22 protein-coding genes are annotated in these 23540 nt (G+C 35.9%); 17 read left to right on the top strand and 5 right to left on the bottom strand.

Translation table 11 applies throughout. The features are described from left to right. Nucleotides 1-30 precede the first annotated feature (30 nt). Nucleotides 31-2157 carry a TonB-dependent siderophore receptor gene (locus CF599_RS05970; RefSeq protein WP_121965137.1) on the bottom strand — a complete coding sequence of 709 codons (2127 nt, stop codon included), beginning with the start codon at nucleotides 2155-2157 and terminating at the stop codon, nucleotides 31-33. 267 nt (nucleotides 2158-2424) lie between these two features. On the opposite strand from CF599_RS05970, the gene CF599_RS05965 reads away from it, so the two are divergent. From CF599_RS05965 to CF599_RS05935, 6 genes are all read left to right on the top strand, one after another. Beyond that, on the top strand, nucleotides 2425-2907 hold the full coding sequence (locus CF599_RS05965; protein WP_121965220.1) for a hypothetical protein: 483 nt from the start codon (nucleotides 2425-2427) through the stop codon (nucleotides 2905-2907). Between the two features lie 1367 nt (nucleotides 2908-4274). Beyond that, complete coding sequence (locus CF599_RS05960; RefSeq protein WP_143824796.1) at nucleotides 4275-4739, top strand: hypothetical protein; 465 nt, start codon at nucleotides 4275-4277, stop codon at nucleotides 4737-4739. A 172-nt stretch (nucleotides 4740-4911) separates the two neighbouring features. After that, entirely contained in the window at nucleotides 4912-5769 is an 858-nt protein-coding gene (locus CF599_RS05955) for an alpha/beta hydrolase (protein ID WP_121965135.1), read from the top strand. 121 nt (nucleotides 5770-5890) lie between these two features. Next, on the top strand, nucleotides 5891-6184 hold the full coding sequence (locus CF599_RS05950; protein ID WP_121965134.1) for a hypothetical protein: 294 nt from the start codon (nucleotides 5891-5893) through the stop codon (nucleotides 6182-6184). Between the two features lie 1637 nt (nucleotides 6185-7821). Beyond that, nucleotides 7822-8337 carry a DinB family protein gene (locus tag CF599_RS05940; RefSeq protein WP_121965132.1) on the top strand — a complete coding sequence of 172 codons (516 nt, stop codon included), beginning with the start codon at nucleotides 7822-7824 and terminating at the stop codon, nucleotides 8335-8337. 72 nt (nucleotides 8338-8409) lie between these two features. Next, nucleotides 8410-8901 (top strand): MarR family winged helix-turn-helix transcriptional regulator, encoded by a 492-nt coding sequence (locus tag CF599_RS05935; protein WP_121965131.1) that lies wholly within the window; start codon nucleotides 8410-8412, stop codon nucleotides 8899-8901. 361 nt (nucleotides 8902-9262) lie between these two features. Here CF599_RS05935 and CF599_RS05930 read toward each other — a convergent pair whose 3' ends face one another. Next, on the bottom strand, nucleotides 9263-9655 hold the full coding sequence (locus CF599_RS05930) for a hypothetical protein (protein ID WP_121965130.1): 393 nt from the start codon (nucleotides 9653-9655) through the stop codon (nucleotides 9263-9265). Nucleotides 9656-10350: 695 nt separating this feature from the next. Next, nucleotides 10351-10953 carry a nitroreductase family protein gene (locus tag CF599_RS05925; RefSeq protein WP_121965129.1) on the bottom strand — a complete coding sequence of 201 codons (603 nt, stop codon included), beginning with the start codon at nucleotides 10951-10953 and terminating at the stop codon, nucleotides 10351-10353. A 95-nt stretch (nucleotides 10954-11048) separates the two neighbouring features. Here CF599_RS05925 and CF599_RS05920 point away from each other — a divergent pair, with 95 nt between their 5' ends. The 11 genes from CF599_RS05920 to CF599_RS05870 all read left to right on the top strand — a co-directional run bounded on the left by CF599_RS05920 (nucleotide 11049) and on the right by CF599_RS05870 (nucleotide 20993). Then, nucleotides 11049-11417, top strand: a complete 369-nt coding sequence (locus CF599_RS05920; RefSeq protein ID WP_121965128.1) for a helix-turn-helix domain-containing protein — start codon at nucleotides 11049-11051, stop codon at nucleotides 11415-11417. 98 nt (nucleotides 11418-11515) lie between these two features. After that, a complete protein-coding gene (locus CF599_RS05915; RefSeq protein ID WP_121965127.1) occupies nucleotides 11516-12190 on the top strand; it encodes a hypothetical protein in 675 nt (224 codons plus the stop codon). A gap of 16 nt (nucleotides 12191-12206) precedes the next feature. Continuing rightward, nucleotides 12207-12824 carry a hypothetical protein gene (locus CF599_RS05910; RefSeq protein ID WP_121965126.1) on the top strand — a complete coding sequence of 206 codons (618 nt, stop codon included), beginning with the start codon at nucleotides 12207-12209 and terminating at the stop codon, nucleotides 12822-12824. A 615-nt stretch (nucleotides 12825-13439) separates the two neighbouring features. Then, nucleotides 13440-13787 carry a hydrogenase maturation nickel metallochaperone HypA gene (locus tag CF599_RS05905; protein WP_121965125.1) on the top strand — a complete coding sequence of 116 codons (348 nt, stop codon included), beginning with the start codon at nucleotides 13440-13442 and terminating at the stop codon, nucleotides 13785-13787. Between the two features lie 13 nt (nucleotides 13788-13800). Beyond that, a complete protein-coding gene (hypB, locus tag CF599_RS05900; protein ID WP_121965124.1) occupies nucleotides 13801-14511 on the top strand; it encodes a hydrogenase nickel incorporation protein HypB in 711 nt (236 codons plus the stop codon). 7 nt (nucleotides 14512-14518) lie between these two features. Then, on the top strand, nucleotides 14519-14974 hold the full coding sequence (locus CF599_RS05895) for an urease accessory protein UreE (protein ID WP_121965123.1): 456 nt from the start codon (nucleotides 14519-14521) through the stop codon (nucleotides 14972-14974). A gap of 79 nt (nucleotides 14975-15053) precedes the next feature. Next, nucleotides 15054-16055 (top strand): ABC transporter substrate-binding protein, encoded by a 1002-nt coding sequence (locus CF599_RS05890; RefSeq protein WP_121965122.1) that lies wholly within the window; start codon nucleotides 15054-15056, stop codon nucleotides 16053-16055. A gap of 15 nt (nucleotides 16056-16070) precedes the next feature. After that, nucleotides 16071-17069, top strand: a complete 999-nt coding sequence (locus tag CF599_RS05885; protein ID WP_121965121.1) for an iron ABC transporter permease — start codon at nucleotides 16071-16073, stop codon at nucleotides 17067-17069. Next, nucleotides 17066-17833, top strand: a complete 768-nt coding sequence (locus CF599_RS05880; protein ID WP_121965120.1) for an ABC transporter ATP-binding protein — start codon at nucleotides 17066-17068, stop codon at nucleotides 17831-17833. The genes CF599_RS05885 and CF599_RS05880 overlap by 4 nt, the downstream gene beginning before the upstream one ends. 127 nt (nucleotides 17834-17960) lie before the next feature. Continuing rightward, entirely contained in the window at nucleotides 17961-18473 is a 513-nt protein-coding gene (locus tag CF599_RS05875) for a GNAT family N-acetyltransferase (RefSeq protein WP_121965119.1), read from the top strand. A gap of 87 nt (nucleotides 18474-18560) precedes the next feature. Continuing rightward, nucleotides 18561-20993 (top strand): TonB-dependent siderophore receptor, encoded by a 2433-nt coding sequence (locus tag CF599_RS05870; protein ID WP_121965219.1) that lies wholly within the window; start codon nucleotides 18561-18563, stop codon nucleotides 20991-20993. Nucleotides 20994-21202: 209 nt separating this feature from the next. On the opposite strand, the gene CF599_RS05865 is transcribed toward CF599_RS05870, so the two are convergent. Further along, a complete protein-coding gene (locus CF599_RS05865; protein WP_121965118.1) occupies nucleotides 21203-22360 on the bottom strand; it encodes an erythromycin esterase family protein in 1158 nt (385 codons plus the stop codon). 132 nt (nucleotides 22361-22492) lie between these two features. Continuing rightward, on the bottom strand, nucleotides 22493-23422 hold the full coding sequence (locus CF599_RS05860) for a serine hydrolase (protein ID WP_121965117.1): 930 nt from the start codon (nucleotides 23420-23422) through the stop codon (nucleotides 22493-22495). Between the last annotated feature and the right edge of the window lie 118 nt (nucleotides 23423-23540).

Genomic DNA, 23540 nt, shown 5'->3' with positions numbered 1-23540 from the left:
ACCGTCAACTGTAAACCGTCAACTATCCCCTTAAAGCTTATAATTTAATGCCAAAGAAAATGTTCTTTCTCCTTGAGGAGTAACAGTTGAGTTACCTGAGAAGTACTTCTTGTTCGCTAGGTTATCTATTTTAAGAGAGGCTGTGAATCTGCTTATATCATAAGAGATAACGGTATTGCAAATCGTAAAACTTGGTACTGCGAAGACTCCTATAGTTGTGCGGTTCATTACTCTGTTTTCACTTAATGAGTAGACTCCAAAGCCAATGTTTAGGTCTTTTAACGCTCCTGTTTGGAACTTGTAGTTTGTCCAAAAGTTGAAGGTGTTCGCTGGTCCTGCTTCCTCAGGGCGTGTACCTAAATTGCCGTCTTCTGGTTTAGATTTGGTTACCTTATTATAGTTATGACTAAACCCTGTCATTACATTCCATCCCTTAAGAGGGCTTCCTGATAGGGTTAATTCTATCCCTTCACTTTTGACTTTTCCTCCTTGAGAAAAACCATTCATTGTATTCAGATCAGACATTAACTTATTAGATACTTTAATGTGGTAGTAGCTAATAGAAGCTGTTAAAGCGCCGTTTAATAAACTTGCTTTTGTACCTATTTCGAATTGATTTGCTTGTTCAGGATCAAAAGGTTTGATCGTTTTATTGGTTCCATCAGGATCAGATACGATAGCAGGATCAAGGAATACAAAGCCATTCAAGTAGTTAGCAAATACCGCTAGTTTATCTTGTATAGGTTGATATACGATACCAAACTTAGGAGAGAAGTTAGTTTGATTAGTTCCCTTATCACTAACAGCAGAGGTACTTCCCTTTAAATGATCTACTCTAATACTCGCCATTAGAGACAGGTTAGGTAGGAAGTTCGTTACATTAGATAGGTATGAACTGAAAGTCTCTGTTTTGGCGGTGTTATGTGCGCTTTCAACGTTCATTAACGCTTGGTCTACAGCTGATTTAGATAGGTCACCACTATCAGTTTGGTGTGCTAAAGAGACGATACCGTGATTTACATAATCACTGTCGATACTTGAGAACTCCTTAGACATATAGTCTAATCCAACTAGAAGAGTATTGTCAAAATTCCCTAGTTTAAACTTTCCTGTTATGTTGTTTTGGATGCTCGTTATATTAGTTTTAGAGTCTAACTTTGAGATATAACGCTCGAAGTCGCTTCCGTTAGATAAGTCATCTAGGAGTTGGTCATATCCACGGCTACGAGTGTTATTTCTGCTGATAATCGTATTAGAAGTCCAATTGTCAGTGATTTGATATTCTAATCTAGCTTGTGCAGTAAGCGTTGGATTCTTTACTGTCAAGTCATTACTCGTATACGAGTTCTTATAATTTGCTTTAAAAATATCAATAGAATCAAAGGTCAGTGGATTGTTTCTATCTAAGTATAGCATAGGAGCTACCGCCATTTCAGAAGCTTTATACTGGAAGTCAACGAATAGTTTGACCTTTTTGCTGATGTTATACTGTATAGATGGCGCGACAAATAGTGATTCGTTAAAGCCCGCATCTTGAAAAGAATGCTGTTTATGATAGGCTGTATTCAGACGAAACAATAGGTCTTTAGAGACAGGTGTATTAATATCTACAGCTATTCTATTTAGGTTATTACTACCACCTGTATAAGTGATATTCCCCCCGAAAGTATCATAAGGCTTCTTTGTAATCACGTTGATTAATCCTCCATAAGAGACTACACTACCTCCATACAGGGTACCATTGGGCCCTTTAACTACCTCTACTTGCTCTATATTAGCGATGTCTAGCATACCATTACTATAGCTAGGCATTCCATTTAATAGATTGGGTTGGAAGGCGAAGCCTCTCATCGTATAGTACTCTCCACCTGTAACTCCCATTCCGGTAGACTCTATTAGTCTTACTAGCCCTGTTGCGTTCTGTAGGACATCCTTTATATTAGTAGACATTTGGTCTTTGATGATGCGATGGCTGATCACATCATACGATTGAGGTGTTTCTAAGTAGGTGAGTGGCATTTTAGAAGTGAACCCCTTGTTTGGTTGAGTAGTTGTGATGACTACTTCATTGATTCTTTGATTGGCTATAGAATCATTCTGTTGCGCTAGAGCTATAGTCGAATAGCCTAATAATACAGTTAAAAACTGGTATTTCATTATTAAAGTGTAAGTGTTGTTTTGCGGGGCAAATATAGATTAATAAACCTTTCTGATTCTCGTGAAGTATTGAAATCATTGTGTTTATAGCGTTATTAACGTTCTGATAAGAAGATTGAGAAGTATTTTAAAGAGGAAGTATCCATTACTAGTTAGAATGTCCTAATTTTGTACCTGTATTACTTGTTAAACCAAGAATGAGTAATAGAGATATAAACGAAAAGTAATTATACAAAGTAGGTCTGAATAATGTATAAGAAATGTGATATGGAACAAATAAATAAGGTAAATACAGCGCTTTTTGATAAGGCAGTAGAGTTATTAAGTCAAGAGTGGACGATAGAGAAATGGCAGTTGACTAAGACCGCACAGGGTAACTTTATACGCAATTTCGGAGAAGAAATAGGGACTTTCCTTATCAATCACTCTTATACTGCTGGATGGCGTTTTGGATCTAATAGCTTTCATCAAGTAGTCCATTTACACAAAGAAAATTACAAAAAACACAATAGAGAGATCTATAAACAAGGATATTATATCATAGGTACAGGGCTTCACGAGGACTTGATTATTCTTAATTTGAATACAGCTACTGTGGGATATGTAGACTCAGATGCGTTCTATCGTGGAGAAAAAGAAGTGGATATCACTGCTTTATTTAAAGATACAGGGCTTGATATAGGAACGTTTTACTACCGATCTATTACAGAGAAGGAGACGTTTTATAGTTGTGCAAAGGATGTAAAATAGCTTATTTGGATCTATGAGTTCACTTCACTTTATTACTTTATAAGGCTATATTACGCCCTATCGGTAGACAATCAACATCCACAACGTAACCACAATCCTTGCGCTCTTTTCGCTACGCGGTTTCTTCTTTTACTTTTTTCCTTGATGAAAAAAGTAAACAAAAAAATCAAGGCTTTAACTCCAAAGCGGTCAATTACGGCACAAATTCCTGAACAAAATTAACTCGCTGGCGCTCAAACAGAATTTTGTTCTGCGGAATTAGCACCTATTGACGCTCCTGCCTACGCAACACCTGGCTTCTTCGCTAAAAACATCTACTAGATGTTTTATTAACGCTCGACCCTATTAAGGCCGTTAAGCGCTTCGCAAGTCTAGGATGATTTAAGAGTATACTTCACTTTATCACTTCGTAAGGCTATATCACGCCCTATCGGCACACAATCAACATAAGGTGCAGACGCTTCGCAAGTCTAGGATGGTTTAAGAGTATACTTCACTTTATCACTTCGTAAGGCTATATCACGCCCTATCGGCAGACAATCAACATCCACAACGTAACCATAATCCTTGCGCTGGCGCAGGACAGAGCGTTTAAAAAGTGTCCTGTGGACAGTTTTAGTGAATGGGACAGGCGGTGTGTTGGCAGAGTAATCCGTGCCGTGTATATCCACAATCAATATAAGGTAGAGACGCAATATCTTGCGTGTCACACTATGAATATAATACACAATCAACATCCACAACGTAACCACAATCTCTGCGCTCTTTTCGCTACGCGGTTTCTTCTTTTACTTTTTTCCTTGATGAAAAAAGTAAACAAAAAAATCAAGGCTTTAACTCCAAAGCGGTCAATTACGGCACAAATTCCTGAACAAAATTAACTCGCTGGCGCTCAAACAGAATTTTGTTCTGCGGAATTAGCACCTATTGACGCTCGCTTTTCCATTAAGGCCGTTAAGCGCTTCGCAAGTCTAGGATGATTTAAGAGTATACTTCACTTTATCACTTCGTAAGGCTATATCACGCCCTATACATCCACAACGTAACCACAATCCTTGCGCTAGCGCAGAACAGAGCGTTTAAAAAGTGTCCTGTGGACAGTTTTAGTGAATGGGACAGGCGGCGTGTTGGCAGAGTAATCCGTGCCGTGTATATCCACAATCAATATAAGGTAGAGACGCTTCGCAAGTCTAGGATGGTTTAAGAGTTCACTTCACTTTATCACTTCGTAAGTGGATTTTCTTTAGAAAGTTTAGTTGTCTTTTTTGTATTTTAGTGTTATGAATCAGCAATATAAGTGTACTGTCCCTATTTATCAACCAATAATATGTTTTATAACTCTCCTATATATAGGGGGAATATTGTTTATGGTATATTATACTAAAGCGATGTTGATTGTTGGTTTTCCTCTATTAGCTTATATGTATTTAGGACAAAATCATTTAAGAGATGAATTGAGGTATCTCAAATGTTTGTTTAAAAGGACACCGATTATAGAGCTGACAGAAGAATATTTTATTGATTATAAGAATAATATCAGATTTAAATGGTTGGATATTAAAGATGTAGTGTTTTATTCATCAGTGAGAACCGGAAACTATATTTATATCAAGTTAAAGGATGCTACTACTTACCATAAACAGAGGAATAAGCTCTATGATATATGGAATAGAAAGATATTTGGTGACGTAGAGGAGTACAGAATACCTCTTGCTGAAATTATAGGTAACAATGAAGAGATATTTGAAACAATAAAAAAGTATCATCGAGCTGCTGTGTATAAAGATACCTATGTCTCATTTGAGGAGAGGTTTAATACATCACGAGAATAAAGGTATTGTCCTAATCATACCAATAGATGCTCTAATAATACAAATAGAGTAATAATGCCTAAGGTATCTTGCTATTGGTATACTGTTTTTAAGGTGTTTTGGTGTAAAAAAACGTTGGTAGCTTAATGATTTTTCTATCTTTGGAGGCAATAAACTAACCAAAACAATCCTTATGAATATAAAAACGTTATTAGTAACGACAGTGTTATTACTTGGTATATCAGGTATAAGTCAGACTAAAAGCAAGCCACTTGTACTAGGTACAACGGATGAATTATACTCTACTGTATTAAGCGAAAATAGAATTATTAATGTAGTATTACCTCCTGATTATAGCGCTAATGACACGATTAAGTACCCTGTAGTCTACATCTTAGATGGAGGAGTAGAGGAAGACTTCGTGCATCTAGCAGGGTTAGTACGCTTTAATTCACAACCGTGGATAGCGCGCTTTCCCAACTCTATTATCGTTGGTATAGAGACGATTAATCGCAGAAAGGATATGACCTTTGCTGTTGATAATCTTGACTTTGTGGAGAAAGCAGGCTTTAAGAAAGATATGTTCCCTGAGTATGGAAGAGCTGAGGCTTATACGACATTCTTATCATCTGAATTGATTCCTTATATAGAGAAGAATTATAATGGAAGTGAAACTAGAACTATAATAGGAGAGTCTCTAGCAGGGCTTTATTCTACGTATGTGTTAGAATATCATCCTCAGTTGTTTACGAACTATATCATTATCAGCCCTAGTCTATGGTGGGGTGATGAGAAGTTATTAGATAAGACGCATACTGCTCTATTAACGAAGATCAAACAGCCTGTGAATGTCTATGTAGGGGTGCCTAATAAGGAGGAGGATGTGAAGATGTATGAATATGGTGAGCAACTGTATAAGACGCTTCAAAAGAACAAAAATATCAAATCTTACTTTGATTATTTGCCTAATGAATTGCACTCTACAGTGATACATCAAGCGGTAAATAACGCCTTCCAAAAGATATATACCAAGACTTATTTCTCTAAATAAGGTGAATGAAAATATACTTAAGCTACTCGATATGGGTAGCTTTTTTTATGACTATCAATGATTTTAGGGAGTTAATTATGATGTTAATTGTCGTATTTTTGTACGTATAAATGATTGTAATATGACGCCTGTTATAAGTTTAATCCTTGTTTTAATCATCCAAATTATGGGGTATATCTTCTTTTATAAGATGGGGATTAAGGGGTGGAGATATGTGTTGTTGGTACTGTTACTAGTGATATGTGTGGAGTATTTACCTAATTATTTTATCAGTAAAGTGTGTATAGAAAGAGAGCCTGGATACTATATGGATGCCCCTGAACCGTACTTCTTTTTTGGGATATCAGCAGGGGGATTAGTAGTGCTTACTCATCTTACTTTTTGGGCAATTAATAGGTTTTATAGCAAGAGATAATCACCCAAAACTTACGGTTTTTGCAATGTGATTTAAGTGCTTTATGATATTTTTTCGCCTTGTTTTAGGGTGTTTTTAGACGTATCACGTGCTGTATCTTAGTAGTGGTTTAGGTGATATGTGTGCTTAATCCAAAATAACTCATTAATTCGGATTGTTTAAAGAGTGTTTTAAGATGTTTATTTTAAAAATACGAATTGTTTTATATCAAATTCCATTTGAGTTTATTAGAGGTCTTTAAAATAGTTATTTTTGTTAGTAGTACTATTTAAACAATATAAAAGCGCTTTTTATTAAATATTAAAGGTGTTTTTGTTTCTCTAGATAGTAGTGTACCTTGTTTTTATTCCTTCTGTATTTTGTGTCTTTTATTGAAGTGTAATATTGTTTCTTTTTTTACTTACTTCTATTTTTGGCGGTCTTCGCTTTTCAAAACTTTTAGTATTTGACTATTTCTTGTTTTTTAGAACTGCTGTGTTGTCTTTTTTTTGCAGTGGTTTTGATGAGGTGTATTTGTTCTTCTTTGTTGTTCAATGTCAAAAGAAGTCATTGTTCTATTGACACTTCTTGACTTGATATTTGTGGTTCTACTCTTTTCTATTGATTCTTTATTTGTGTTTTTTTTGTGCGTCTTTTTTACAATTGTATTTTTAGTGGATATAGTGTTGTTGTAAATACTTTAATGGTATTTAAGTCGCTTTTGTGTCAAGAGTGGTAGATGTGTTGTTGTCTTTTTTTATGGAGTAGGGTAGAGATTTATTTCTTAGTTATTCGTTATGGCTGTTTAAAGTGTTTTGTTTTATGAATATTTATATACTGTAATAATTATAATTAATAGTTATGTCATTTAATTTGATAGTTGATGTTTTGTGTTGGCTGAAATGAGTTTTGAGTGTGGTAGATCTGATTTTGTTTGGTTGATTTGGTCAGTCTTATGTGGAGGATTATTAGGTGTGGTAGTTTTTGAGGTTGTGTTTTTAAGAGAAGCGTGTGATTTTTATTCTGTGTAAAAAAGACTATTTGTGTCTAGTTTTTTAATGTCTTTTGAGTGTATTTTAAGTATTGGTTATTTGGTTTTTTGTCAGGGTGTTTTGATTGGATTGTATGTTGTTTTATATGTACTATTATATAGGAGTAGGGGAATGAATGGGAGTGAGATATACGAAGGTATGAAGTGTGGTATAGGAATGTTTTATAGAATTGCGAATGAGGAAGTGGTAGTAATAGGTGTTGTTTTTAGGGGAGGATACAAGGTGTTTCGACAAGAGAATTGTGTTTTAGTTAAGTAGATTATATAAAGTCTTACTTTAAGTTATTTGAGATGTGTCTTTAAAGAGGTGTTATTTGTGGTGTCATAAATAGGACAGATGAGCTAGGTTTGTTTTTTGTCATAATGGCAGTCTTTTTTAGGTGATTGTGCTATGTGGTATTTACTTATTTATAGGTGTGTTTCTGATTATTGTTTTGTAATTGGTATTTTTTTAATTGACTTAAAGTATATTTTATTTAAACTTTATATAATCAATGTAAGTGTCTGAATATTAATTATTAGTGAATTATTGTGTAATATTTGTTTGTTTTGAGTTGATTATTGTAGTCGTGATTACTATATTTGCAACAACAATAATTGTAATGCGATGGCTATAGAGAAAGGTTATAAAGACTTTAAACAGGTGTATAAAGTGTGGTTTGAGGCTCTTAAAGGGTATTCTGAAGAAGAAATTACTGAGAATGGCGCTGCAGATGACTGGTCTATAGGACAGATTTATTTACACCTAATTAATTCTACACTGCAGTTTCATGGAAAGCAAATTGAGGTTTGTATAGAGAGTGAAAACAATGCCGATAAGCGAAAGAATTTTAAGGGATTTATGGTCTATACTATATTAGGTAAGTTTCCTCCTGTGAAGATAAAAGTACCTGCTTCGGATGAGTATACCCCTGTTGTACCAAGTAGTAAAAAGGAAGTGGAAGAAGGAATGAAAAAAGCGCTTGAGATGATGGAAGTTTGGAGTGGATTACTAGCAAGTGATTTGGGTGGTAAAACACCACACCCTGGCTTTGGTTATCTAGGTGCTAAGGAGTGGTTTCGATTAATACCTATGCATTGGGCGCATCACTTAAGACAGAAAAAAGAAAGAGATCAGCAGTAGTATTCGTAAATTGTAGTAGTAGGTTAGTTTTTAACTAATACTGTGTAAATTATAAATAATATAAAAGTATATATGAGTGAGGTAGTAGAGTTTCCGTTTAAGTCACCTGAAGAAAGTTCGGGATATTTGTTATGGCAAGTGACTATGTTATGGCAGAGAGCTATGAAGAGGGAGTTGGATAATTTGGACATTACCCATACTCAGTTTGTTTTGATGTCTGCTTTAGGTTGGTTGTCAAAAGAGAACCAAAATGTAACACAGATAGATATAGCGAATCACAGTAATACTGACCGAATGATGGTGTCAAAAGTACTTCGTACCCTTGAAGAAAAGAAGGTAATTAAGCGCAAAGACCACCCTGTTGATACCAGAGCAAAAGTGATTACGTTAACTCCAAATGGGGTTGAACTTTTACAAAAAGCATTAGTAGTAGTCCGCAATGTTGACACTACTTTTTTTGACGCATTAGGTCCATACCGTCCGATAGTCGATTTGAATCTGAAAACGCTTTTTGAAAAAAATAGTGAGGAGTCATTTTCGAGTAACGATGTTGAGGGGAAGTAATCTCGTAAGATCAGGTGAGAAAACCAGTTTTAATAGCTTTTGTACTTATTGTTTAAAATAAGGCTGTTTTAAGCTTTAATTTATTCTGTTGTAAATAAAGTATTGTTTGAGAGGATATGGTTGCTTAAAACAATGTTATTTGGTCTTGTATGAGGCAAGAAGATGTTTTTTGGGAAGTGCTATCTACGGAAGTTCTATTTTAAGGAAAGGTTAGTCTTGTCTTTTTGGCTAGTAGTGGTTTTTTAATTAACGCGATTGATAATTTCAAAAAGGTCATCTAAGAAGTAGTACTATAAAACCGAATTTAAGATTTAGACAAAAACAAAAAGTCAAGGAATATTACCTTGACTTTTTGTTTGGATTATTTTGTAAGTTCTAATCTGATCTCTGAGTATTCTTTCTCGTTAGAGTCGGTTGTGATTTGCTCTGATTTAAAAACAACGAGATTGTTGTTCTCTGTTGTTTTGCTAAATGTAGTGTCATCGTAACTATAGTATTTTATTTTCTTAATGGTCTTGGTGTAAAAAAGGGGAATACCTGTTTTTAAGCCATCCTCTCTTTCGCCATCGATATAGTAATAATCTTCTGACGCCTCATAGAGCAAAGTTGCTTTGTGCATTAATTTTTGTTTGCTAACTTGTTTTCCATTCAGGTAAGTGATTTCATAAACAGCCATCTTTCCGTCTGTATTTTTTTGGGCAAAGCCAACGACAGAAAAAAGTAAAAGTAAGAAAGTGATAATGCTTCTTGACATAATTTAGTTTTGAGTCAAAAGTAGTATTTTCTCAGAAAGTAAAAAAGATAGGTTTACTCCAATTACAATTTGCTTCATAAACCGAAAAATGTTCTACTCTGTTTTATAAAGTAGTTTGACGTCTGTATTTTCAGAATTTAATTTACTGACTTAAAAAGAATCCGTAAGGGTGTAGTGAAAAGTTTAAATTTGAATTTGTATCTTTGTGGTATAGGAATTCCAAAATTCGCTATTATTTTCTGACTTGATTTCAAGGTCAAATCTCCAAAATCAAAATTTCTTTATTTTTCTAGCACCCATAGCTGTTTTTATGCTATTTCGGTTCGGGTGAGTCCATAGTGAGTCCATAATGAGTCCATAGTGACTCCATTAAAACAAACTTTTTAATGGAGTCACTATGGATACACGATGCTGTCAATATATTTTCATATGAATATATATAGAAGCTTCAGAAACACAAATGCGAGATATGATTGAAATAGATAGGAGTGAGGGATAAGATGTTTAATTCTTGTGAAATAGGAACGCTGATTTCTAGTAGAATAGAAATCGTTTGAGAAGAGCAATATACAAAATAACGGAGGATTTAAAAAGTAAAAACCTGTTTTTGGCAGGAGCTAGCTTTGAGACCCAAGTCTCGTTTTTGCAAAAGCAAAAAAAGAAAGGCAAGCTGTGATTAATAGCTTGCCTTGTGATTATCTGATTTCGATAATTTTATTTTGATCTACACGTGTTTTTGGAGTGATCGATGGTTGGTTAGTGTCTTCATTATGTCTGTATCCGATAGCAACGGCAAAAGTACTCTTATGTGTTCCATCAGGATTAAGTAACTTATCATACTCTACTCTGTCGATACCTTCCATCGGCGTGGCATCTATTCCCATAGTGGCACATGATGCTAAGAAGAAACCTAGCGAAATGTATACTTGGTTTTTTAACCAAGCTTTAATATCTTCTTCAGGCAGTGGTTTTACGAAGCCTTCGTAGAAAGCCTTATTTCCTTCTTGAGCATTATGGATACTCTGGTTCTCGAATGCTTCGATGCTGTCAAATACACTGAATACTACTAGGTGACTAGCGTCTTTTATCTTCTGTGCATTGAAGTATGATAGGGAAGCTAATTCGCTTTTTACACTTTCGCTTTCAACAATGGTAAACTTCCAAGGTTGGCTATTGATAGACGAGGGACTAAGATTTAAGATTTGTTTTAATTGTTCTATTTTGTCCCCACTTACTTTTTTGGTTGGATCGTATTTCTTAGTGGTGTATCTACTCTTAGCAATTTCTAAAAAACTCATTTTGTATTGTATTAAATTAAACTATCATTTTTATAGTTGCAAACTTAAGTATAGTATTTTACCTTTGCAATAACGGTCAAAAAGGATAGTAACTAATGTATAGTATAGACGATAAAGAATATCCGTGTAGCACGAGTGTGGCGATGCGATTTATAGGTGGGAAGTGGAAAGCTGTGATTTTGATTCATCTAATTGAGAAAAAGAGATACAGCGAGCTTAGAAAAGAGATGGTTAATATCACTGAACGCACACTGAGCTTGCAGTTAAAGGAGCTTGAGTCAGATGGTATCGTCATTAGGACGGTTTATACAAGTAAACCACCCCTGCGAGTGGAATATGAGTTGTCTGATTTTGGCAAGTCGCTTATTCCGCTGTTAAAGGCGATTTCGGACTGCGGAAAAGAGATTATTAAACACCATGACAAGGTGACGGTGATCAGTCAACCTTCTTGTTCGATAGAATAATTAGAAAGGATATTACAGATGTGTAGTATCCTTTTTTTGATTCTGTGTTTAGGGAAAGAGAATAAATAGTATTTTAGTTGTTTAATAGATAGTTGGTTATGGAGAAAGTAAAAGAAACTTTTGTGTTTAAAGGAGACCAATATGAAGATTTAGACTATGCTATTGAAGACTTCGTGAATGAATATGATTTGCCTTTAGATCCTAAGAGATTGGCAATAGTAAAGAATGTGGCTGAAATGATAGAGCTATTAGTAAGTACTTTTAAGCAAGAAAGAAAAGAGGGGTGTACTTCCCAACAAGCTTTTTATAAACTGAGAACAGTTCTTCAGAAGTATACAAACGAGTCTGATATAAAGCCGAGTACTCGATTAGAAGAATTATTTCCTAAGCAGAATCGGATAGAGAATATCAAAAGGGTAGAAGAGGAGTTAGGGATTAAGCTGTCTATCTTAAAACCGAAGGATAGTGTTGCTGCTATGTTTGTAGTTACGTTTTTAGGATTATTTGCTTTGCTGTTTTTTGCCACATTGTATGCAATGGTGGGAGGAGTTATTTGGTCTTTCGCTTATAAGGTAACTAAGGATTATGGCAAGGAGTTTAAAGTTGATACCGGAGGTGAGCTAGTCAAAAGGATGATTGAGAAAAACTACTTCAAGAGTAGAAGAGATCCTAATACAATGAATGAACAGGAGTTTAGGGATGTGATAATTGATTATCTCGTAGATAAGGTAGGGTTGGAAAGGGAAGAGTTCTTGAATGCTAAGTTTGGATAAGATAAACGTATATATTATGAAGAAATATTACATACCCGGAATGATCAGTATTATACTACTGCCACTTATGTGTATGTGGTATTTTAGTTATACTAATTCGTATAAGACTTATAGTGCTATAGTTGTTCGTATGGCAGAGGGTATTGGTGCATGTACTTTTGATGGAAATATTCCTATTGAAGAAATGACTTTTGTTGATTTTAGTTTAAATGGAGATATTGAAAATGATACTCCAACTGTCAATAAAATAATAAATGAAATAGAAAGAATAGCGCGGAATAAAGATAATGATAGTGGGGTCAATATTTTATTAGGAGAAAAGATGGAGTACGCTAGTTATATTCGTATACTAGAAACGCTTTATCTGAAAGGAGGAATGTATATAGTACTTGAGGATAGGATAATTTGTGTTAATGATAAATATTATAATAAGAATATTAGAGTATCAGATGATTTGATAGTTATTGATCCTGTGACGAACAAGCCATTTCCTGAGTTAAAACGCAATCGTCTAATGGAGTTTTATGAACAAATGGGTAATAAGAAGTATTTAATTCTAGGAGGTTTCTTATTATTAGTCGTTTTTGCTTTTAGAGATTATATTCCAATTAACAAGTACAGAGAGAAAAAATAGTAGAGTCGGGTGTCGTCAGATATTCGGCTTTTTCGTTTTCTTTTTAGGACATACTAAACGGATGTATGTGATATCTATGATTGAGTGTCAGCAGGGTGTGAATAGTTTGGAGGGCGTATAGTAATACGCCCGTACCGTTGTGGAAGTGGATTGAGGATGTTGTTTTGGATTACTATGTGTGCTCCCTGCTCTTTGTTTCCTTTTTCCTGTTTCTTGCTCCCCGTTCCCCATTCCCTGCTCCCTGTTTCCCCTTATATAGTACTCTTAAAGAAATGTGAATCCCTATTTTATGGTAGAATAGTCAAGATTAGTGCTATTCTAGTGGCAGAACTGTTTCTACATTTGTGCCGTTGATAATGCGGACGTAGCTGATGTATAGCTTGTTTGTTGTCATTGATAATCACTTTTATTGAGAATGCCACTTTAAAGCATTTAGTAAAGAAAAGTGTAATTAGTGTCTATTCGAACCGATAAGAATAGTACTGACTTCCTCAGTGAGAATCCACACTAATGAATTAAGAAGTTTGACTGCAACTAATCACTTCACGTTGTAGGCAGATAAAGAAGGTCTAAGAAAGTAGAATTTATTTTATAGAATTTAAAAAAGATCAAGCGATGCATGAATTGTCAATCGTGAAAGATATCTTTTCTACCCTAGAGGAGCACTACGAGGCTAAAGTAGAAGATATTCAGAAAATACAGGTTACAGCAGGGTTGTTATCTAATGTACAACCTGTGTTGATACAGAATGCCTTTGATGCGTTTATCATTGATAATCTAATCTATAAAGAGATGGAATTAGAAGTAGTGGTCAACGATATCATCGCACACTGTCACAGCTGTGATAAAGACTTTAAGGTGGAGTACCACCGATTCGTCTGTCCGTGTGGTACTCCGTCTGCGGATATCGTACAAGGCAACGAACTATACATATCAAAAGTAATATTTAAACAATCATTATAAATCACCCATACTTATGTCAACAAGTAATCCAAAAAGTTTAGGAAATCGCGTAGGTTCACTACAATGTGATAATACTACTTTACACTTATTAAAAGCAAATGACTTCGTGGCAAATGCGATTAGAGAACGTCTAAAAAATATCTGCGTCATTAATGTGTGTTCTTCTCCTGGTTCTGGTAAGACTACTTTAATGCAAGAAACAGGTAAGCGCCTATCTAATGAGCTAAATATATCTGTATTAGTAGGAGATCCTGAGACGGATAGAGATGCTGTACGTATGAAAGAAGTGGGGTTAAACGCACTTCAGATCGTAACAGGGGGGATGTGCCATATCGAAGCACAGATGATCTTACAGGCATTAGACCACATCGATCTAGAAGGGACAGATGTGTTATTTATAGAGAATGTAGGGAACTTATTATGTCCATCTGCTTTTGACTTAGGGGAAGATTACAGAGTGACGCTATTAGCGACTACAGAAGGAGATGACAAGCCTAAGAAGTATCCACGTATGTTCTTGACTAGTGAGCTAATGTTGGTGTCTAAGATAGATTTATTACCTTATGTGCCGTTCACAATAGAGAATGTAACGAAAGATGCTAGAGAGGTTAACCCAAATATAGAAGTACTACCTATCAGTACTACTAACGGAGAGGGAATAGATCAGTGGTGTGAGTGGTTAAAAGAACGCGTGAAAGCTAAGAAAGCTAAACTAGCGGAGTAGGCACACTATGCAACAAACAATTTATATAGATGATGTTCAACTTCAAGATGTGGTCTCAGAGGGAGTAGATACATTCGAGATCGAATGGTTCGAAACGCAGAAGCACTTGTTTCACCGGAAGACTACTTTGGGAGTTGAACTTCATTTGCTAAAAGAACAAAACAGAGATTGGCAACACGCAGACTTGCTTTATAGTCAGGGAGAAGTAATCGCTCAACTGATGATTAAGCCAACCTTAGTGATCAAGTTTATCGCTGACAAGGCAGAAGAGGTCGCTGACTTTACCTATTATATCGGCAATAGACATTTGCCTGTATTTGTAGACAAGTCTTCTAATGCGTTATCTGTGCCTTATGATGGGAGCCTGTATGAACAGTTAGTTGCCAAGTTTGGAACAAAGATCGTTTTAGAAAAGCAACAGCTGTTTACGCAACATCTACTTAAAAAGAAGTACAGTAAATAGGGAATAGCTGTCGCGGATTTGCAATCCGTGACGATAAACTAGCAGTCGTGCAATCCGTGACGAGTAAACTCTAAGAATTATGAAATTAAGATATTTATTACCTGTATTGTTTGCACTTGTATTCTTACAATCGTGTAAACAAAGTACAGCAACAACTCAATCTACAGAACCAACGTCAACAGAACTTGTGGCGATAGACAGTCGTGGTAAAGAGGTTCGTTTAGCTAAGCCTGCGACTAGAGTAGTGGCATTATACGAAGCGTTAGTAGACGATGTGTTTATGTTAGATGCGCAACAGACTTTAGTGGGTATCCCACAACAGATCTACTTGAATGAAGATACATTTGCTTTCCTATCTACTTTAGATAGCCGTATGGCAAAGAAAGAAATAGCAACACCTACTTTCGGTGGGGGGATGTCTAATGTGGAAGCCATCATAGGGTTACAACCTGATTTGGTCATCACATTTGACCAAGATGCAGAAGCAGTAGCTCAGTTAGAAGACTTGGGTATCGCTGTATTTACTATTGCGAGTGAAGATCAGAAAGGGATTATCAGTGAATTAAAGGGAATAGGAACACTGCTAGGTAAAGCTGAGCGTGCTAATACCATCACTACCTATATCGAAAAAGAAGTAGCTGAAATGGAAGCGACGAAAGTAGAGAGTCCAAAGAAAGTATATTACGCTTGGTCTAAAGGTCGTGTACTTTCTACTTCAGGTAAGGGAACACTGATGGATATGGCGATCACGTTATCAGGAGCAGTAAATGCCTGTCCACTAGAGATGCAAGCGCCTAATATCGGAGCTGAGATGCTGTACAAGTGGAATCCTGATATTATCCTGCTTTGGAACTCAAGTGCGAGTGATGTGTATGGATTAAGCGAGTTAGCTAATCTACCTGCAGTAGAGAATAAGCAAGTTAAGGTGATGACTCCATCATTCTTGTATGATCCTCATACGGTGAAGTTCTTATTATTCGCTAAACAAGTACGCCAATGGAGTTATCCTACTTATACTGAGGACGCTTTAAAAGCAGACTTAGACGAAGCAATGAATATATTGTATAATACAAAGAAATAGAAGTAAGATAAATAGATGAGATACAGCATAAAGGTTGCGTTATTATGGATAGGACCTATCTTGTTATTAATAGGTTCGCTGATGCTCGGGACGACAGGTAATCTATCTCCAAGCGAATTAGTAGCTTATATTACTAAGGCGATTAGTCATAGTGGTATCACTACAGATCCTGTGGAGACTATTCTGTGGAAAGTGCGTCTGCCTCGTATTATCTTAACCTTTATGGTGGGAGCATCACTAGCGGTATCAGGAGGAGTGCTACAAGCTATCTTTCGCAACCCTATCGTAGATCCGTTTACACTTGGTATCTCTTCAGGGGCTGCTTTCGGAGCTGCTCTCGCGATGTTATTCCCTTTTATCTCTATTAATCTATCTGCTTTTGCTTTTGGGATATGTGCAGTAGCCTTGACTTACACGGTATCCTATGCAGGTAGTCGTACTTCTATTGTGAGTATGGTCTTATCGGGGATTATCGTATCAGGAGTATTTACAGCCTTGTTGACTTTGTTGCAATATATGAGTGACCCTTATAAGCTACAAGCGATAGTACAGTGGACGATGGGTAACCTACACACAGCCTCTTGGGCTAAAGTACAGACAGCCTTTGTGCCTATTGTAGTAGGTCTAGTTGTTATTATCCTCTTGCGTTGGAAGTTAAACTTATTGGCATTAGGAGATAATGAAGCCCTAGCAGTAGGAGTGAACCCTAAGTATCTGAAGTTAGCCCTTATTTGCGTTGCGACGATGATTACAGCTTCTTCAGTAGCGGCAGTAGGAGTGATTAGCTTATTTGGATTAATCGTACCACATATGAGTAGAATGGTGTTCGGACCCAATAACAATATTGGTGTTTGGGCTAATATCAGTATAGGAGGTTCTTTCTTATTAGTGATAGATGATTTCTCTAGAGCTGTTATGCCATTCGAAATACCTGTGGGAGTATTCACGATGATTATAGGGGCACCGATATTTATTTATTTGATGAAGAAGAGTTTAACGAGTTGGAACGCATGAGACAGATGATTGAGATAAGTGAATTGTCATTTTCTTATGACAAAGAGATTGTACTAGATAATGTTAATGCAAGTTTCGAGAAAGGGAAGCTATCTATTATCCTTGGTAGAAATGGTAGCGGAAAGTCTACGATGTTTAATATTCTAGCGGGATTAGAGAAGAAATATCACGGCAAGGTGTGCTTCGATGGACAAGAACGCCGAAATATTAAACTAGGCAAAGAACAGCATATCCGCATAGGATTCTTAAATCAGTTTCACCAAACGACCTTTCCCTTTACGGTAAAGGAAGTGATCTTGACAGGAAGAGCTTCTTTCGCCAAGTTTGCTCCCTCTGACGAAGACTTTAATGAGGTAAGCGCTATTTTATCTCGCTTTCAGCTATTGCATTTGATAGACAAGCCTTATACGTCCCTTTCAGGAGGAGAACGTCAGCTAGTCTTATTATGTCGAGTGTTAGTACAGAAGCCTGAAGTGCTGATGTTAGACGAACCAACGAATCACTTGGACTTGCACTATCAAGTAGCAGTGCTCAAATGTATTAAACAACTAGCAGAAGAAGGTACTACCATCTTATGTGTGATGCACGACCCTAACCTTGCGTTTATGTATGGAGAGCGTTTTTACTTGATGCAAAATAAGCAATTGGTAGATATTCAGGCTATCCAAGGAGAGGAGTTGCACAAGCTTTTAGAAGATACGTATCAACTGCCGTTGCATAGAATAGATAATCAAGGGAAGGTGATGTTTATGCCTTTAATATAAGTGATAAGGTTTTGCGTTACGCGGATATTTCTTTCTTTTTTGTCTTGATACCCAAAAGAACCAAAGAAGTGTTTCACAAGATAATTATCGTTGACTATAAAATTAAGACAGAAGATTAAGTTCGTTTATGGAAGATATTCAAATTAGCAAAGTAGAGGAGGATCAAGCGGAGTGTATTAAACAATACGTCAAAGCATTTCGAATAGGGTTATTTCCTATGTTAGACCCGGATAAAGTTCCTCTAGATATTGTTGAGTTTACCTCTACCTATATCACTTCAGATAGTGGAGCATTCTTATGCGCAAGAGATAAAGAAGATACTATAGTAGGAGTTATTGGGATGATGCCTTATGATTACCGATTTGACTACCTTGATTATAAAGATCAACGGACAGTAGAGGTCGCTCGTCTATTCGTAGAGCCTGCCTATAGAAGATTAGGATTAGCAACCAAGTTGTTTAACGCCTTATTAGAAGTAGCGAAGCAGAAAAGGATAGAGATGTTATACTTACATACGCATCCTTTCTTAACAGGAGCGTTTGAGTATTGGCAAAAACAAGGCTTTGAATTGGCGACTACTACAATGTATGGAGAGTTTGAGACACTTCATATGGAAGCACGGATTACAAATCCGCGCTAGCGTATAACAGGAAACTAGATAACTACTTCTAAACTCGCTGTCGCGGATTTGCAATCCATGACGAGTAAACTAAAAAAAACATTACAAATGAAAACATATTTACATAAATCAGGAATAATAGCTATTTCGCTATTACTTCCTTACCTAGCTATTGCTCAGACTTCTCATCGAGTGATCGGTCGCTTAGTAGGCGAAAAGAATAATCCTGTGGCGTATGCTGTAGTGATGATTGGCAATGATAACGTAGAAGAGAGCGATGTGAAAGGAGAGTTTACCACTGCTGATCAAGTAGCGTTCCCGCTGTTATTACAGATTAATGCTATGGGATATAAGCAGAAGTTCGTAGAGCTGAATGAAGAGAATTACAAAGAGGCTAAAGGGATTGTCATTAAGTTAGAGGAGAACCCTAATGAACTAGAAGAAATAGTCGTTACCTCTCGAAGAAACAACTCTTACTTGACCAACTCAACTGTGTTAGGAGGAAAGTATACAGGGAAGATAAAAGACTTGCCTCAGTCTATCTCTATTGTCTCTAGTGAGCTAATGGAAGATAAACAAGCGTTCCAAGTAGCGGACGTAATCCCTGATCTAGCAGGTGTAACACAAGCATCTGTATATGATGAGTTTGTGATACGCGGTTTTAAAAGTGGATATGACAATGGGATTAGATTAATCAACGGTATGCGTTCTGCTTATGGTTTTGGAGAAAGTTATTACCGTTCTCCGATGACCATCAACTTTGAGAGTATCGAAGTCTTAAAAGGGCCTGGAGCATCTCTATTTGGAGATATTGCACCAGGGGGAACGATTAATATGGTCACTAAGAAACCGTTAGAAGAGCACAAGGGCGTGATTAACTTCTCGGCAGGTAGCTTTGAGACATTGAGAACGACTGTCGATATAGGTGGACCTCTTGATAAGGATAAGAAAATATTGTATCGTTTAAACGCAGGGTACGAAAGCTCTAAGACGTTTAGAGATATTAATAACCGCAAGAACTTTGCAGTTGCACCCTCATTTACCTTTAAACCAATGGAGGGAACGACGATTGATGTTGACTTGGTATTTGATCAATTCAATGGATATTTAGATAGAGGGATGAGTACTAAAGGAGGGGATTTATATGCCTTGCCACGTACCTTTACGCTTAGTCAACCATCAGATTACTTTAAGACAAAGACTACAACACTTAGTGGACGTTTAACGCAACGCATCGTAGATAACGTGAACTTACACGTGAACTATATGAAGTCAATCTATGAAGAGGACTTAAACGAACATAGAACATTAAACACCTATGCTAATCCACCAGAGAACACAGTGGTTAACTTGCGTTTCTTTGACCGTCACGGTAAGGAGTACACAGATAACTTCGTGTCGTATTTAAAATGGGATAAGTATGGTAAGAATATAGATCACCATATCGTAGTAGGAGTAGACTATGCACAGTATAAGGGTGATAAGAATAGCTACCAACGCGAGGCACGTAGCAAGAAAGAGAATGGAGAAGTAGTAGCCTTAACTTTTGATATGAATAACCCTGTTTACCAAGGGGCGGATATTACTAACTATGTATGGAGATCGAATACACAATATCCGTTTATGAGTCCATATAAAAGTACAGGCGTCTATATCCAAGACCAAATATCGGTAGGCGAGCGCTTAAAGATGGTATTAGGACTTAGACACGAGAGTTATAAATCAGAGAGTACAGATGCTAAAGTACCGTTTACCGCTACTCAGAATGCTTGGTTGCCTAGGGTAGGACTTACTTACCTTATTAATGATAAGATTAACTACTTCGCTAGTTATTCTCAAGGGTATGTACCTGTGGCGGCTAACTTTGTAGCTAATTACAAAGATTACGGAGCGGATAGTGCGTTTAAGTCTGAGAAGAGTTTCCAAGTAGAAACAGGGTTTAAGACAGGCTTCTTTGACAATCAATTGCAAATGGACTTGTCTGTATTTAGAATAGAGCGAAGAGATATGCTTATCGGTACAGGTCAGTTGACAGAAGCAGGACTACCTGTATACAGACAGTCGGGTAGAGTAATCTCTCAGGGGGTAGAACTAGATATGAGAGGGCAGATCACTAAGGAGTTTCAGATTATGGCGAACTACACCTATAACGAGACTGAAGTAAAAGAGTCAGCTATCGCATCAGAAGAGGGACAGTTGTTACCTGGAGCTCCTAAAAACTCAGGAAGTATTTGGTTAAAATACGTCTTCTCTGATACAGCGCTTAAAGGTTTAGGATTCGGAGCAGGTGCTTACTATGTAGATCAGCGCAGACTAAGTGAAAGTGTAGGTAAAGATGCTCAGGGCAATGCTCAGTGGGGATACTTACCTGCTTATATGACCGCTAATGCAGCGGTGTATTACCACTTAGATAAGTTTAAACTAGCGGTGAATGTGAATAATATATTCGATAAGTATTACTTCTTAGGAGGGTTTGATTATACGAGAGTATTCGCAGGAGCACCTCGTAATGTGATGGTGTCTTTAGGATATCACTTTTAGATGAATATAAAAAAACCTCAGCGGAGTATATCTTCACTGAGGTTTTTTTATGACTGTATTGTATGAGTAGTAGGTTAGCTAAGTATTAGCTTGAAGAATGCGAGCAGAGTCCTTGAGGTGTTGTTGCTGACAGAAGTGCTTTGAGTAGGTATATCTCTCTGAACATGCAGGTTTTGCCCAACCTACTGCAAAAGGGATACTAATTGTCGCTAGTTTTCAGTATTGTTATCTCTAATTAATACTAAACCATCGATTACTTCTTTAATATTCATTTTTTGGAATGTATTGCCTAATAAACGAGTATATTTTACTTGAGTTAATACTTTATCATCTTTATAGAGGTAATAGAAAGGTATTTCGGTGTTATGGTTTAGAGTAATTATTTGTTCTATAGAATTTGGTATAGCATCTTTCAGTTTGTGTTTCTTACCATAAAACCCTAGAGTATTTCCGTTAATGGCTGTGTAAGCGATGAATGCATAATCATCTTTAAATTTGTTAGCTAACAAAGAGCCTAAAGTGATTCTGTTGTTTTGCATAAAAGAAGATTCAATGGCTTTCGGTTTTCTTATAAAATGAGTAGAGGACCCAAATAAAATCAATTTTTCGTTGGGATATAGTTTCTTTAGGGTTAGGATATTCTCAAACATCAATTGGTCTCTATGATTGTCTGAATTAACCTGGTTTTTTTTAGCATCTATTATCTTTGTAAGATTGGTTAAAGCTTGTTGTAATATAGGATTACTTTCAATTTGTGTTAGATAGCATTGAAGATAGTCATAGACAATGTTGTAATCTTTTTTAGTACGAAACAATGCTTTTAGATTAGTAATAGTTAAGTTTTTAAAGTGTTTTTCGAACTCTTTAGGTGATATAGATGTACAATTTAGTGAGGAATTATTGATAGTTTCTGTTATAGATGTTGTAAAAACGCTATCTGAATAGTCACCTGAAAATGCAGAGTCAAACCCAATTACTTTGACTGTATTACCTTTTTCATTCTGTTCTTTTAAATAATGAAATAATTCTTCAAGTGGTTTGTTTCTCATATTGAAATAAATGGCACTATTGATTGTTTCAATCTGACCAGTGATTTTGTATTGTTCAAAAGCTTGATATACCTCATATAAGTTAGATTCAAGTGCAATGATTTTGAAATTGTGTTGTTCTACTAATTCTTTAATTAGGTCTACTCTTAGTTTACTAGCGGTGTAATCAGTATGACTTGCATCTCCAAGAGCTACTATGTACTTATTAGCTATATCGTTAACAATAAGTGTGTTTTGAGCATAGCTAATAGGTGTGTAAATACTGCTTATGATTAATAATAGTAGATAGTGAAAGAGTCTGATTTGGTTTGGCTGCATAGGGACTTGTTTGTTATACTAACGAGGCTTTTATAAAAATGGTATATTTATTCTCTCACTAGTATAGTAGGACTGTGTTTAATAGGGAAGTTAACTGAGTTAGCGATGAAGTATTTGTAAGCCTATATATTATTAAGTGTTGAGAATCTTAAATATTTTTTCAGAAATTAAATCGCAAGGGATATCGGTTCTATTAATTGTTATAGCTATTATTAGTTGTTGATTTGGATAAATATTTAAAACTGCACTACCACCAGGAATATTTCCACGATGGCCATAGTATTCTGAGAATAGAATGTTAGCTTTTTTTTGTAGAGAAGTTTTTTTCTGTAAAACAAAGCTTTCACCTAATTCAAATCCTAAACCATATTTCTTTCCTTCAAGAGAGTTTTGTACTTGACTTTTTGTAAATAAGTTTAAATGATAAGCACTAATAATTTGGTGTTTTAAGATAGCTCTTCCAAATTTAGTTAAATCTTCTGTTGTTGATAAATAGCAGCCTTCAGCATACTTAAATCGACAATCTAGACATTGAGCGAGTATGTTTTTGTTGTTTATTAATTCGTGATAGAAGTTGTCAGAATTTGTATTTCTATCAATAGTAGTGTGTAACATATTTAAACTATTGAAGAGATCTTGATTGTGATCTATGATATTCTTTGATGTTATTTTTTCTATTATTATGCCAAGTATCTTATAGCCATAGTTGCTATATGAGAATAAAGAATCTGGTTTAGAAGTAAAGTCTTCAGAAGAGAACGTATTATAAAACTTTTCAATATCATATTCGTTTTCACAACCATACTTTTCGTATTTAGGCATTTGAGGGAGTCCTGATGAATGACTTAATAGATGTCGTATAGTGATATGTTTTAAAGAGGAATCATTAAAAAAAGTATCAATAGATGTGTTTAAACTTATCTTGTTAGAATCTATTAAATTAGCTATTTGAATTGCTGTGAACATCTTAGCTAGACTAGCTATTCGAAATTGTGTGCTATTAGGTGTAGCCTTTATGTTTTCCGCTATATCAATAAATCCATATCCTTTAGATAATAGAATACATCAGTGTCCGATAAAAACTTTTATCGGAGCTTTTCATATCTATAATATGCTTTAAATCATCCTCTTAACTCGGATAACCGATCTTTACACCTGTAAATAGGTTATCCGAAGAAGG

It is taken from the genome of Myroides sp. N17-2 (assembly GCF_002286775.1).
GTDB lineage: Bacteria > Bacteroidota > Bacteroidia > Flavobacteriales > Flavobacteriaceae > Flavobacterium.
The sequence above is the reverse complement of the archived record's forward strand: the minus strand, read 5'-3'. Positions and strand labels throughout refer to the sequence as shown.

What these genes read in the sequence shown, in the direction of transcription:
- CF599_RS05970 (WP_121965137.1), bottom strand. Translation starts at nt 2,157, where the DNA reads ATGAAATACCAGTTTTTAACTGTATTATTAGGCTATTCGACTATAGCT.
- CF599_RS05965 (WP_121965220.1), top strand. Translation starts at nt 2,425, where the DNA reads ATGGAACAAATAAATAAGGTAAATACAGCGCTTTTTGATAAGGCAGTA.
- CF599_RS05960 (WP_143824796.1), top strand. Translation starts at nt 4,275, where the DNA reads ATGGTATATTATACTAAAGCGATGTTGATTGTTGGTTTTCCTCTATTA.
- CF599_RS05955 (WP_121965135.1), top strand. Translation starts at nt 4,912, where the DNA reads ATGAATATAAAAACGTTATTAGTAACGACAGTGTTATTACTTGGTATA.
- CF599_RS05950 (WP_121965134.1), top strand. Translation starts at nt 5,891, where the DNA reads ATGACGCCTGTTATAAGTTTAATCCTTGTTTTAATCATCCAAATTATG.
- CF599_RS05940 (WP_121965132.1), top strand. Translation starts at nt 7,822, where the DNA reads ATGGCTATAGAGAAAGGTTATAAAGACTTTAAACAGGTGTATAAAGTG.
- CF599_RS05935 (WP_121965131.1), top strand. Translation starts at nt 8,410, where the DNA reads ATGAGTGAGGTAGTAGAGTTTCCGTTTAAGTCACCTGAAGAAAGTTCG.
- CF599_RS05930 (WP_121965130.1), bottom strand. Translation starts at nt 9,655, where the DNA reads ATGTCAAGAAGCATTATCACTTTCTTACTTTTACTTTTTTCTGTCGTT.
- CF599_RS05925 (WP_121965129.1), bottom strand. Translation starts at nt 10,953, where the DNA reads ATGAGTTTTTTAGAAATTGCTAAGAGTAGATACACCACTAAGAAATAC.
- CF599_RS05920 (WP_121965128.1), top strand. Translation starts at nt 11,049, where the DNA reads ATGTATAGTATAGACGATAAAGAATATCCGTGTAGCACGAGTGTGGCG.
- CF599_RS05915 (WP_121965127.1), top strand. Translation starts at nt 11,516, where the DNA reads ATGGAGAAAGTAAAAGAAACTTTTGTGTTTAAAGGAGACCAATATGAA.
- CF599_RS05910 (WP_121965126.1), top strand. Translation starts at nt 12,207, where the DNA reads ATGAAGAAATATTACATACCCGGAATGATCAGTATTATACTACTGCCA.
- CF599_RS05905 (WP_121965125.1), top strand. Translation starts at nt 13,440, where the DNA reads ATGCATGAATTGTCAATCGTGAAAGATATCTTTTCTACCCTAGAGGAG.
- hypB (WP_121965124.1), top strand. Translation starts at nt 13,801, where the DNA reads ATGTCAACAAGTAATCCAAAAAGTTTAGGAAATCGCGTAGGTTCACTA.
- CF599_RS05895 (WP_121965123.1), top strand. Translation starts at nt 14,519, where the DNA reads ATGCAACAAACAATTTATATAGATGATGTTCAACTTCAAGATGTGGTC.
- CF599_RS05890 (WP_121965122.1), top strand. Translation starts at nt 15,054, where the DNA reads ATGAAATTAAGATATTTATTACCTGTATTGTTTGCACTTGTATTCTTA.
- CF599_RS05885 (WP_121965121.1), top strand. Translation starts at nt 16,071, where the DNA reads ATGAGATACAGCATAAAGGTTGCGTTATTATGGATAGGACCTATCTTG.
- CF599_RS05880 (WP_121965120.1), top strand. Translation starts at nt 17,066, where the DNA reads ATGAGACAGATGATTGAGATAAGTGAATTGTCATTTTCTTATGACAAA.
- CF599_RS05875 (WP_121965119.1), top strand. Translation starts at nt 17,961, where the DNA reads ATGGAAGATATTCAAATTAGCAAAGTAGAGGAGGATCAAGCGGAGTGT.
- CF599_RS05870 (WP_121965219.1), top strand. Translation starts at nt 18,561, where the DNA reads ATGAAAACATATTTACATAAATCAGGAATAATAGCTATTTCGCTATTA.
- CF599_RS05865 (WP_121965118.1), bottom strand. Translation starts at nt 22,360, where the DNA reads ATGCAGCCAAACCAAATCAGACTCTTTCACTATCTACTATTATTAATC.